Origin of the sequence: Pantoea sp. M_10 (assembly GCF_008631515.1) — a bacterium.
Lineage (GTDB): Bacteria > Pseudomonadota > Gammaproteobacteria > Enterobacterales > Enterobacteriaceae > Pantoea > Pantoea anthophila.
Map to the genome: position 1 here is coordinate 641,858 of NZ_VWUL01000001.1, position 12,778 is coordinate 654,635.

8 protein-coding genes are annotated in these 12,778 nt (G+C 52.4%); all 8 read right to left on the reverse strand.

Annotated elements, in window-relative coordinates; translation table 11 throughout:
* Positions 1 to 106 precede the first annotated feature (106 nt).
* The 8 genes from F3I47_RS03050 to F3I47_RS03085 all read right to left on the reverse strand — a co-directional run bounded on the left by F3I47_RS03050 (position 107) and on the right by F3I47_RS03085 (position 12,752).
* Entirely contained in the window at positions 107 to 397 is a 291-nt protein-coding gene (locus F3I47_RS03050; RefSeq protein ID WP_072052709.1) for a hypothetical protein, read from the reverse strand.
* Positions 398 to 4,417, reverse strand: a complete 4,020-nt coding sequence (locus tag F3I47_RS03055) for an RHS repeat-associated core domain-containing protein (protein ID WP_223813774.1) — start codon at positions 4,415 to 4,417, stop codon at positions 398 to 400.
* Between the two features lie 330 nt (positions 4,418 to 4,747).
* Complete coding sequence (locus F3I47_RS03060) at positions 4,748 to 5,467, reverse strand: ankyrin repeat domain-containing protein (protein WP_223812792.1); 720 nt, start codon at positions 5,465 to 5,467, stop codon at positions 4,748 to 4,750.
* Positions 5,468 to 5,881: 414 nt separating this feature from the next.
* Positions 5,882 to 6,550 (reverse strand): ankyrin repeat domain-containing protein, encoded by a 669-nt coding sequence (locus F3I47_RS03065; protein ID WP_369974612.1) that lies wholly within the window; start codon positions 6,548 to 6,550, stop codon positions 5,882 to 5,884.
* Positions 6,551 to 6,637: 87 nt separating this feature from the next.
* A complete protein-coding gene (locus tag F3I47_RS03070) occupies positions 6,638 to 7,936 on the reverse strand; it encodes a DUF4150 domain-containing protein (protein WP_111209027.1) in 1,299 nt (432 codons plus the stop codon).
* Complete coding sequence (locus F3I47_RS03075) at positions 7,926 to 9,083, reverse strand: DUF2169 domain-containing protein (protein ID WP_150030479.1); 1,158 nt, start codon at positions 9,081 to 9,083, stop codon at positions 7,926 to 7,928. Before F3I47_RS03075 ends, F3I47_RS03070 begins: the two co-directional genes overlap by 11 nt.
* 2 nt (positions 9,084 to 9,085) lie before the next feature.
* Positions 9,086 to 11,233 (reverse strand): type VI secretion system Vgr family protein, encoded by a 2,148-nt coding sequence (locus tag F3I47_RS03080; protein ID WP_150042054.1) that lies wholly within the window; start codon positions 11,231 to 11,233, stop codon positions 9,086 to 9,088.
* Positions 11,234 to 11,249: 16 nt separating this feature from the next.
* Positions 11,250 to 12,752, reverse strand: coding sequence for a serine/threonine-protein kinase (locus tag F3I47_RS03085; RefSeq protein WP_150029633.1), 1,503 nt, complete (start codon positions 12,750 to 12,752; stop codon positions 11,250 to 11,252).
* Between the last annotated feature and the right edge of the window lie 26 nt (positions 12,753 to 12,778).

Here is a 12,778-nt window from a genome sequence, read left to right on the forward strand (position 1 = left end):
AAGTGGAACGCCAGACATACTCGGCATCAGAACGATACATCTCTTGCTCAGACCAGCGGCTGAATGTAAAAAACGGAAGGATTGTTAAGATCGCTTCCGGCTTTTATTATAACTCCTCTACTTCAATTAATATGTTAAGCTTTTTTAAATAATTATCGATGAGAGCTAGTATTTTTTTAGCATTTCCCGCATGAATATCTAAAAAAAGATCATCGGAATTTAAATACAACTCAATATCAGATCCCCAGTTAGATTCTGAATTTTTATATTTAAAACCTGCAGATTCATCATTTAAAAAAGTATCAATACAATACTCAGAAGAATGTAATGCCGAGATCACTTGCTTAAATAATTCAGGCGAGCTAAAACTACTAACTATACGAAATTGATAACTCATTTATCTTCCGCTCCCATGAGGTCGGTTTCTAACACTTGGATAGTTTGCAGGATTACTAATCCCGATATGAGTTAAATCAGGGTTAGTTGATATATTTCCGAGATCATCAAGTTGATCACCTAAATGGTTTTCTTTATGTACATGTCCATTCAGGCCTGATTTTGGCGTCAATGCGCCATTTTTCATATTCATTGATTGATTACCATATGGATGGATACGTACTTCAGAGCCATCAGAATGTTTCCAGACCTGATTTCTTGCAGCACTATTACTTACTTTTGTTTGGGTAAAACCATGCTGTGAAAGAACCCTTTCAACTTCATTAACTGATCTCCCTCTCAATTCTGGTAATTGTCCAGATGCACTCGAGCATCTGCTCAGCCCCAGCGGATCCACCCAGCTCAGCGGATTCGGCGCATACTGATAAAGGTTAACCCCACCAGCAAGCCCTATTGGATCCTGGCTCACAAACCTGCCCGCATCCGGATCATAATAGCGAAACCGGTTATAGTGCAAACCTGTTTCCGCATCGAAATACTGACCCTGATAGCGCAGCGGCTGATAAATCGGCTCTGCATTCTCTACTGCGACCTGCTCTGTGCGCAGCGTATTACCCCAGGCACGATAGACGGCACGCCAGACCACACTGCCATCAGTTCCGGTCAGCTCGCGTGGCAGACCAGACACATCGTTATGATACCAGTGAACCTGAGCTTCATGCTCCGTCTCGCTCTGCTGCAGACTGATCTGCGCCATGGGAGCAAAGCTGTTCTCTTCGTAAATCCAGAGGTGCTGGCGCGAGCCTCTCACCTCACTGAGCAGGCGATTGCCCTCCCAGATAAAGCGCGTAATACCAAAAGCATCGCGTTTCCAGCTTCGGCGGCCAAATGCATCATAGCCGTAGGTGGTTCGCTGCTCGCTTCCGTTTCGGGTGCTCACCGATTCGGTCAGCTGGTGTTCAGCGTTCCAGATAAACTGCTGATCTGTGTGTCGGCCACTCTGTTTGCGCGTCACATTGCCGAAACAGTCATAGGTCCAGCGTTTATCTTCATAAACCCTGAGTCGGTTATCCTGCAGGGGCTGCGCCTGGGCCTCGCTCAGCAGATTGTGCGCCGGGTCAAAGGCAAAATACTCATCACGCGCCCGCGTCATGCGTCCCAGCGCGTCATATTCGTAACGATAATCGCCCGTGTATTTATCTGTCATCTGCGTCAGCTGTCCATCGCGCCGCCAGACATACTCGCGTGCCACCGCTGACTGAGCGCCACGGCCCGCACGCTGGCTTATCAGCCGTCCCATCTCGTCGTGCAGATATTCACTGGTGATTGCGCCCTGGGTGCGTCGCACTTCCCGATGCAGGACGTCACGTTCGCTTTCGCTGATGACCCGGTTACCAAAGTTAACCTGGACCCGATGCCCGCTGCCGTAATAAAACTGCTTCAGTTCCCGGCCATCCGGCAAGGTGGTATGCGTCCGGTTACCCAGTTCATCATAGCTGTGGTGCAGTTCGTAACGGTGCCCCCTAACCAGCGTCCGCTCAGCAAGTAACTGACCTGCATCGTCCCATTCCAGCTCAGAGCGACCGCCGTGATTTATCCCTGCAGTCAGGCGACCCAGCGCATCATAACGATAGCGGGTACGCTGCCATACTGCATCGCCTCCGCGCGACACCATTTTTTCCAGCAATCGCCCGGCCGCGTCACGCTGATAGCGTGACTGGATTACCGGCCCGCTGCCATCGCCTTCTTCAATGCGAGCCAGCAGCCAGCCACTCTCATCATATTCATAACGCGTTTTACACCCATCAAACCCGCGCTCCTCTATCCGATTATCCCGGGCATCGTAGCAAAAGGCATAACGTGCGCCATTTTCATTAGTCAGTGCGGTCAGGCGACGGGCCAGATCATATTCGTAGCCAATGCTGTGGCCGAGTGCATCAGTTCTCGATAACGGCACGCCATCCGCTGCCAGTGTCCAGCGTGTAACCTGCCCCTGAGGATCCTGCCATGCAACCAGACGTTTCCAGCGATCAAACTCAAAACTCTCTGATCCACCATCGGCATGCACTATCTGCTGAGGCAGCCCATTCCACCGGTTAAAAAACTGCGTCAGGCAGCCTGCTGCATCAGTCTGCTGCTTCATCCAGCCATATTTATCATAATCGAAGGTGGTGGTCCGGCCGGAGCAGTCGGTATGACTGATAAGGAAGTTGGCCTGGTTCCAGCATAACGATTGTACGCCCGCTGCAGCATCACGTACCCTGACCAGATTGCCGCGATCGTCATGGTTATATTCTGTAATGCGCCCTAACTCATCCGAGAAGCGGATTAAGTTTCCTGCGGTGTCGTAACTAAATTCCCGGGTGCCACCCAGCATGTTGGTCACACGAACCGGCATATTCCAGCGTTCGTGATAGTCGAAACGTGTAGTCTGACCGTCTGGCTCAATGATGGCCGTACAGTTGCCACGTTCATCATAGCGGTAACGCGTTACCCGGCCGCACTGATCGGTGAGTTCTGTCATCTGACCGCGAACATTCCGTCTGATACGAATATAACCTTCCATCGCATCCTGATAGCCGATCAGTTCCTGGTTATCGTCAAAGTCGTAACGGGTTACGCGTCCCAGGGCATCCGTGACCGTTGTGGACTGATGGCCATACTCAAAACGCCATTCCCCGCCGAGGCTGTCACGATGTGCCAGGACCTTTCCTTCAGGAGCATAGGTGTCGTAATGATAAAAACACTCCATCTCGCCCGCGCGACGATGCGCCACCATAATATGGTTGCGGTAGCGGAATTCACGCAACACCTCGTTGAGCTCGTTACGCACAGCAATAAGATCACCCTGCGTCGAATAATCGTAGCGGCACAGAATTTCAGCATTCAGAGGGTCAGACGGATAACAGACGCTGACGCTGGTGATACGGATTAAGGGGATACCCGTATCCGATGAAAATGTTGAAAAGGTGATATTAAATCGACGGCCAGCGCTATCCTCAATCTGTACAGGCAGATTCCGGGTATCGTAACGCAGTGTCAGGCGGTTGCCGTGACGGTCGCTGATGGCCGATAACAGCCAGCGGTCAGATTCAGCTTTATGCGTAAAGTGCCAGTGCTGACTTTCATCCGCGTCTGAAATGCAGAATTCCTCTGCCTGCGGTTGTGAGAGAGAGAGCTGTTCATAGCGATGAAGTTGTGGCCTGCGTCCTGCCTCAGGATAAGGAAACTCTATTTCGCGCCCCTGCTCATCGATCAATATCAGCAAATGATTTTTTCTGCGTACTTCCTGTGAGATGGGCAGAGACCAGCCCTGCCCCAGCCAGCCATTACCCGTTTCGTCAGAAAAATAGTAGCGTTGCCAGTTGAGGGGGACCGAGGCCGGGAAAGAGAAATCATTGTCTTCAAGGCCGAACAGCAGCTTGATACCCAGCAGAGGGTTAACCGGATTACCTACCGCCATTTCCACCTGCGGCAGAGGCCTTGCCGGAATTTTACACGGTTCAGTCTTTTTCTGAGCATGGCCTTTATCGCTGCCCCCTTTTTCACTGCCCGCTTTCTTGGCGCTGATAACTTCATCAGCCTCTTTTTTAGCGGCTTTAGCTTCGGCTTTAGCGGCGGTCGTTTCAGCTTTGGCTGCTGCTTTTTCTGCCAGTTCAGCACCTTCTTTTGCAATACCCTTGCCCGCTTTCGCGGCTTCGACTGCTTTACCTGCCTTTGCGGCCAGTTTCCCCGCTTTAAACGCAGCGCCCCCGCCGGGTACAAAGTTAGCTGCCGCCGAAGCAGCTGAAAGTGCTGCGTTACCATAATCGCCTTCTGCGGTGTAAATTGCCGCGTTCGCGCCGTCGGCAACGGCGCCAACAACCGGTACGGCACCTAAAACATCCAGGCCGGTATGCACCCAGTCGCCATAATTGCTCCACCAGCTTTTCTTTTTCGGCGGGTTGGCACTGCCCGCCGCCACATGGCCTTGTGGCGCAGGCGCATATTGTAATTTACCAATCGTATTTCCGGTCGCCATTGGAGCTCCGTGCGAACATTTACAGGATGAAGAATAAAGTTATTGATAAAACGAATTTACCCGGGAATAAGAGATCACATCAGGCGGCGCGATAACAGAAAAAATCAGCCCGGCCTGCATTTGACCATTTCGGGGATGGGATGAGAAATAGAGTGCAGTAACCAGAGTTTGCCACAAAGGCTACCCGATGCAGAATCAAGGAACTTATCCCGAATAATGACAAGAACTCTGTTTTTATGGTCTGAACATAGCAGTACAGGACAGGCTGACACCAATATTGCCTGGCGAATTGCATACAACTACCCCATACCACTCAGCCTGGTCTGAATCCTATCGGCTCCCTTGTGCCAGCGCTTTTATCTCATTCAGCTTATCAATAGCTTTTACATTATCTTTATTTGTATTACTAATAATTTTATCCAGGAGCTGATTGAAAGTTACATTATTAACATCAGTAATATTTGCATCTGCGCCATGATTGAGAAGGTATTCAACCTGATCATATTGTTGACCATACAGACCTTGAAAAATTGCCGTTTGACCTAAGCTATCTTTTGCATTGACATCAGTACCAATCTCTACAAGATATTTCAGAGTCGGGAAGGATCTTTCATTGGTTGCATAAAAAATTATCGGCGTGCTTTCAAATCTCGCATTTTTATCCATCCCGCCTTTAATTAAGGCTTTAAAAAACACAGGGTCTGCGTATCCTGCTGTATTAGTTGCCACAGATCCCATGTCGGCAACGTCCTGAACAGGATCGGCGCCATGCTTCACTAAAGCACTCATTACATTGAGTCTGTTAATGTCCTTTTTTTGAGCTTCACTGAGGGCATAATACAAAATCGTCAAACCCTTCTCGCCAGGCTTATTAAGATCAGTCTGCGTTGATAATTTCTCTACCTCATTAACATTACCATCTTCAATTGCCTGCGCCAGTTGTAACTGACTTCCTGAGAAGTGTTCTTCCGGATGGATTTTTTTAACATCATCACAAGCCTGAAGAGTTAAAAAAGAAAATAAAAAAATCATCCTTCTTAAATGATTCAACCTGCACCTCTGGTAATGTCTAAAACATTAAAGATCTTTACAGACTCCAAAACCGATTTAAACAGAAATCTATTTTTCGGACAAGATACTAAAGATTATCTATCAATTCTGGCAGCAGGATTAATTTAATTCCCTGCCTGACGAAAACGAGTTAAATTAATGCTATCAGATGTGCCAATAGCCCTTTATCTATTAATTTTTTATAGCGCCAGCTCCTGACTGAACAAAAAATAAGCCCCTACCAGAGAAAGAGCAGTAAAGATATTGAGAAACACTTCAAATTTCAACGGGTTTTTTAAAAGAAAACTCTATTGATGTTAAAAATCAAATTTAAGCCTTTTTTTAAAAAACAGAAAGACATCCTTGTCTCTTCGCTAATGACAACCCGCCACAAACTTATCTTCAAAGCCTGAACTAAGCCCGCCCACCTTTCTGCTTAGCAAGCTTAAGTATTTCCATTAGCTTGTCCTGCGTAGCACCTTTCTCTCCATTATTCCGTTTGATCACATCGTCCAGTTGACGCATAAAAGACCAGCCAGTATTTGTTTCAACACTATTGGGATTCGCTCCGTGGTTTAATAGCCACTCGACAGTGTCTAACTGCATTCCATCCAGTGCAGCCATTACAGTCGATTTCCCCAGCGAATCTGTAGCGTTCACATCTGCACCACGCTCGACCATCAATGCTAACGTTTTTATGGTATCGTCCGATGCGGCATCATGCAGTAAGGGTTGCCCCTGAACTTTCACATTGACGTTCATCCCACCGTCAATCAATGCCTTCATAAACTCCGGATGCGGAGAAGTGGCAACGACTTCTGCAACACTACCCATATCAGGGACATCCTGAAGCGGATCAGCGCCAGCTTTGACAAGCTGACTCATAATTTCTAATTGTTGGCTTTTTCTATCCTGCGCTTGCTGCAAGGCAAAATAGAGCAAGGTCATGTCCTGCTCGCCGGGTTTATTTAGCGACGTATCAGGGGTTATCTTCTTCACTTCGGCGATATTTTCACTGACGATAGCCTGGGCTAAACTCAACTGCGTACCGTGGAAAAATTGCTCTGGCGGATATTTACTCATTGCATGACATCCTGAAACCGATATTAAAAACACAAACCCACTATAACGGACTATTTTTCTAAAAAAAGATTTGATCATTTTTTCTCCTTAAATTAAAGATAATAATTTCTCATCATTATCTTTCTCCAGTTCTATACAGTGTTTTACCTGATCCATCCCATGCTTATCAATTGCGCTTCCCTGACCACCCTCCATAGGATGCTTCTTACCGACCGCAGAAGGCGACATTATCAATCCCATGCCTAGCGCACTGCCTGCAACCGCTCCCCAGGGGCCAAACTTTTTAAATCCAGCCCATCCTAACCCGCCAACAACAGCAGCTCCTGCCCAAAACCCCGGTTCCTGGATCATAGTAAGAACTTCACCATTGACACGATAAGCTGAAATATTTTCTGTTGTTTCAGAAGGTGGCGCCTCACCACTGTATTTTTTAACCGTAGACGATTTCAATCCTGCAGCATTGAATGTCCAGCCTGTTCTTCCACTAGCACGTGAAGCCGAAGAAGCCATCCCACCTCCCAGAGAGTGCCCGGTCATATCAATGGGAGCAGAAGATCGTCGAACAGACGTGCCTATTGTTACAGCCTGCTTGTAATATTTGGACTCTACCCCTATGCCCTGTTGTAGATTGTTTTTCCAGTCAACAGCTTCAGTCATCCTCGTTCCTCTGAATACGACGGATGCAGACATATCTTTTCCAAAAACCGCTTCATCTGGTTCATAAACCCTTGCCCGAAATCCGGGTTCTTTCGCGATTTTTAATGATTTAGGCGTAAGGTTATATTTAGCCAAAGCCTTAGGATCATCACTAATATCTTTCCAGCCTTCTGGGATGTCAGGCATAGGCTTAGTAGGATCGCGGGGCTCATAAACGTAGTCAGCCAGCCTCGCCTTCTCCATACCGGTATTATTCTGCTCAAGCCGCAAAGCTGCCTGCACTACCTTAGGATCTTTGCTTTTCTTGCCCTTTTCAATCAGCGCTTTACGCCTTTCCCATGTCTCTTTCTTAGTCAGATTCCCGCCGCGTCCACCAAGAGCTTTGCCATTCATGGCAAACATATCCTGCACGCGATTCAGAGGAAATCCACCAATATACGTATCCGGGCTGTGTTCAATTGACCAGCAGTCTCCCTCAACCGTCCCACTGACTACACCTTTGTTGCGTCCTGCTGCATCACCAATCGTGGTAGGCACATAACTGATTTTGTAGACAAATGCCGGATGACCATTAAATTTCACGCTATCTACGGTGCTTTTCGACGGTGCCAGTGTAGCCGTTACCGGATAAGGTACCGGTGGCTGAATGCCGGGGGTGAAACAGAGATCGGGCGCTAATCCAACGACTTTATATACGCCATCTTTGCGTGCGGCATAGTTATCCGCCATAGCGTCGCTCCCCGTTCATATGAGCCAGCATGGAAGGTGGCAGCGGGATAAAACTGTCAGCCTCACCATCGTTAAGTTGCTGTTGTGCGCGTTTCATCATCATTTGACGCTCACCAGATGCGATAAAGCGTAGCTCTGTCATAGCGGGTTCGAGTTGCTCGGAGAAGACTGCGCGATAACTGCAGTGAATCCGGCGAGTAGGTAAATCGATAACCAGCGTGTCGAGTTGCAAATCATATGCTACTCCGGCGCCCTGCTGCGTGGTCACAAAGGCAAATAATGTTTCTACCGGCACAGAAAAATCGATCTGCTGTCCGCTCTTTTCCTCATGCGATATCAGGTTTTTTAGAGTGACAGGAATATGCGTCATGGGTTTAGGTAAGGGAAATTGCATCCAGGGATGCGCACCGCACCAGTAGTCGAAACTAAAATCTGCGGGCAGAAACGGATGTCGATGCTGTTTCCACGTTTCATCGTAAGTCCCGGCAAATGCAATGCGCGGATGCCAGCCCCGACCATAGAAACCAAATCCGGCCGGCAGATTTTCATCATCGATTTTTTTTACAGGCTGTGGAAGTAATTCAAACTGGGGGGCAGGAATGCGCTGCAGTTTCAGTTCTTTTTGTGCTTTTGCCGGGAGCCAGCCAACACCAACACTGTTGGCAGATGAAGCTAGCTCCTCTCCGCCTTCCAGCCTGTAACACCCCCCCTGAGCAAATTCATAACGTAAATCCAGTCGCGTTACGGGTCTGGCATCCGTCAGTTGCCAGCCGGTGACCATTTTTCGCCACTCACGCGGGCCATAAACATTCAGAAGGCGGGTGAAGTCACCAATGCGGGCGCCTGCAGTAAAATGCCGTGCAGGCTTATCTTCAGGTGCCCACGCACTGCCATTGATCACCACATCCAGTCTGGGTTTGTAAGGTGCCAGGTCACTTTCAAAACGTACACTACTGGTGCCGGGCTCATCGTAGTAATGATCCTGCTCGACCAGTTCTCCCTGATCTTCACACAAGGTCAGCCTGCCGCTGATAATATCCAGGTCATAACTGACACGAGCCATCAGTACATTAAAACCATGGTCATGCTGATCAAGCGACTCAAATAGCAGCGCCGGAAAGGCGCTGTAATTGACAAAATTTTCCATAATCAGTTGATGTCTATCTGTGTACCATCGATATCAATCACCTTCTCACCGACCAGCTTGATCTTATTCGCGCTGATGGTGATGGTGCCATTCTGCTCAAGCACGATCATCGATTCGCCACATACCAGGGTGATTTTGTCTTCAGCACTGAACTCGGCGTTTGTCCCGGCAGAAAGTGCGATATCCCGCCCGGCATTCAGCGAATATTTCATGCCAACATTGTGCATCTGCATTGCGCCGACATTAGTCATCCAGCCAGCGCCGACGTTAAGCACATAGGCTGCACCGATATTCGTATTCTGAGCCAGTCCGACATTAAGCATGGAAGCCAGTGCGATTGTTTCAGTTTTGGCCTGATCGACCTTAAGCGTCTGATTGCCATTAACCGTAACGGACTGGTTTTGCCCGATTCGCACATTTTCGTTCTGATCGACCGTTTCAGTACGATTACTGTGTATGGTGATGGTTTCATTTCCATCCACCGTCTCAGTACGGTTCTGATGAACAGTAATGGTTTCATTCTGATCGACCGTTTCAGTGCGGTTTTTCTTCACCTCGGTCGTTTCGTTGCCGCCGATGGTCTTGGTCCGGTTGCTGCCAACACTGTGGGTTTCATCATTTTCCACCTCAGTGTCCATATTCTTTTCAGCATGCAGCCACACCTGCTCCTCACCCGCCTTGTCCTCAAACCTCAGCGCGTTCGCGGTGTCCGCCGTGCCATCCTTTGACCGGCTCAGGAACCCCATCTGCGTCGCCGCCGCCGGCAGCGCCCACGGCGGCATGCTCGCCTCGTTATACACCCGCCCGATGATCAGCGGACGGTCCGGGTCGCCGTTGATGAAGTCCACCACCACCTCGTCGTTCACGCGCGGGATCTGCACCCCGCCGAACCCCTGGCCCGCCCACGCACTGGAGACGCGCACCCAGCAGGAGCTGGTGTCGTCACCCTTCGCCAGACGGTCCCAGTGAAACTTCACCTTCACCCGCCCGTAGCGGTCGGTCCAGATGGACTCCCCCTTCGGCCCCACCACCTTCGCCGTCTGCGGGCCGTGCGTCTTCGGCCACGGCGTCTCCGGCGGCGTGCGCCACGTCACCGACGACGGCAGCACCGTGAAGTCAATGTTGTGCCGGCTCTCCCCGCCGTCGCCGCTGGCGTAGGGGTTCTCGGCGAAGTCATAGGTTGCCGAGGTCACCAGGTATTCGCCGTTGTCGCTGAAGTGCGGCGCGTTGAGCACCGAGAAGGTGTACCCCGGCGCGATGCCGGTGGCCGTGCCCGACCCGCTGACGCGGTGGTGCTCCGCCTGCCACACCTCCTGGCGGATGCGCGCGTAGGACTCGCCGTGGCTGTGGTCCACAAAGTGTCCCGGCCAGTCGTAGACGTCCACCGCGCCCGGCACCGGCGACGCCGGGTTCTGCCGCGCCTGCAGCATCCACGCGTTCGGCTTGCGGAAGTCGTAGTCGTCGGTGCTGTACATCCCCGGCGTCACGCTCTCCGACAGCGACCACTGGCTGATGCCCTCCTCCGTCACCACGCCCCCCGACGGCGTGACGTGATAGGCGATGGTCCCGTAGCCCGGAAACGCCTGGTGCTGGTCCGGCGCGTCGCACAGCACCAGCGTGTGCCTGTCCGCCTCGTGGCGGAAGAAGTAGTACATCCCCTCCAGCTCCATCAGGCGGCTGATGAAGTCCTGGCTGCTCTCCTGATACTGCACGCAGTACTCCCACACCCGGTAGCTGCCCGCCAGCCGCGTCTCGACGCTCACGCCGTACTCCTTCAGCAGCGTCTGCACTATCTGCGGCACCGTCTGGCTCTGGAAGATGCGCAGGTTGCGGTCCCGCTTCATCGGCCACAGGTCCGGCTCCACCGTCAGCTCATAGCACGCGTAGCGCGTGCCGTTCAGCTCCTGGCTGCGCACCGCCACCCGGGTGATTTTACCGTTGAGGTAGCGCGGGCTCAGCGCGCTCATCAGGCCGTCGGTGGGCAGCGTGAACGTCACCGGCTGGCCCAGCAGGGCGTGGCGGTCGATGCGCGCGTCGGTGGAGAGCAGCTCAGCGGTGAGCACAAACGGGTGCGACAGCGCCTCGGTACCCTTCAGCGTGTGGAACAGCAGGCCGTCCGCCGGCAGCTGTGCAGTAATGCGTGAGAACATAAGTAATCCCTGACTATTAACTGTGTGGATCAAGCAACCAGACGCCTTCTTCGCTGACGTTCAGCGTCTGCTGGCGGGTGCCGCTCTGGCCACTGATGGCAAAGGTGTAGTTGCCCGGCGCCAGCTGCAGTGTGGCAAAGCCATTGACCGCAGGTACCAGCGCCTGCGGCTGACCGTTCACCTGAACCCGTTCGCCCTGCTGCAGGCGAATGTAGACCTGAGCCACCGGCGCAGGTGGCGGTGCCGGTTGAGGATCGGGTTCACGTGCGGCGGTCTGCGCAGGCTCAGCACTCTGAGCCGGGGTGCTGGCAACGCTATCCGGCGGGGTCTCAGCCTGCGTCGGTGGCGCAGCCACCGGCTGATTAACCGGCGCGACGGTGACAGCAGGTGCGCTGTTTTGCGCGGTCTCCGCCGGGGCCGTCTGTTCATCACCACGCGACATCAGCAGACCGGCGCACAGCCCGACCAGCACGCCCGCGGCCACCAGGCCCGGCAGGGCAAAGCGGTGGCCCAGCAGCATTTTCAGCCGCGAGTCGGGGCTGACCGCCTCCTCTTCTTCGATCGGCACCAGCATGGTGCCCGGCCCGCTCATTTTTGCGCTGAGCAGCGGCTCCGGTTCACGTTCCGGCAGCGCCATCAGCGCCGCAAAGTCATCAATGCTCTGCGGACGATCTTCCGGTTTCAGCGCCAGCGCACGATCGACAGCGCTGAGCAGCGCAGAGGAGTACCCCGCCAGACGACGCTGCACCAGCGGCTGGTAGTTATCTTCGATACTGCGCACCACGCTCACCGGCGGCGGCGCGCCTGTGATCAGCGTGTGCAGCACCGCGCCCAGCGCGTAGATATCGGTCCATGCGCCCTGCTCGCTCTCATCGTTGTCGCTGTACTGCTCAATCGGCGCATAACCGGGGCGCAGCATCGTCTCGCTCTCATCGGAGAGGTTGCCGATGGTTTTACGCGCTGACCCGAAGTCCAGCAGGATCGGCTCACCGCTGCTCTGGATCTGGATGTTATCCAGCGAGATGTCACGGTGCAGATAGCCCGCTTCATGGATGGTTTTAATCGCCCCCAGCAGCGGTGGCAGCAGGCGGCGGATCCAGGTTTCATTCACCGACTGCGGCTGACGTTCACGGAAGGTCGAGAGCGTGGTGCCGCTGTAGAACACCGTGCCCATATAGGCGGTGTCGTTCTGCACCCAGAACCGCAGCACGTGCAGCAGGTTCGGATGGTTAAAGCGCGCCAGCAGCCGCGCCTCCTGGATAAAACTGTTCAGTCCGGCGTGAAAGGTTTTGCTGAAACGCTCACTGCGCAGCACCAGGTTGAGATCATCGCTGCGCACCGCCAGCGAGGCGGGCATGAACTCTTTGATGGCGATATCGCGTTCCAGCTGGTGGTCCCAGGCGCGATAGACGATGCCAAAGCCGCCACCGCCGATGACCTCTTTAATCTCAAATTCATTGAAGCGGTAACCCAGCGGCAGGGCGTTGGGGACATTCAGGGGTTGATCATGTTCCGACATATTCGAAAACTCTCTGATGACTAGGC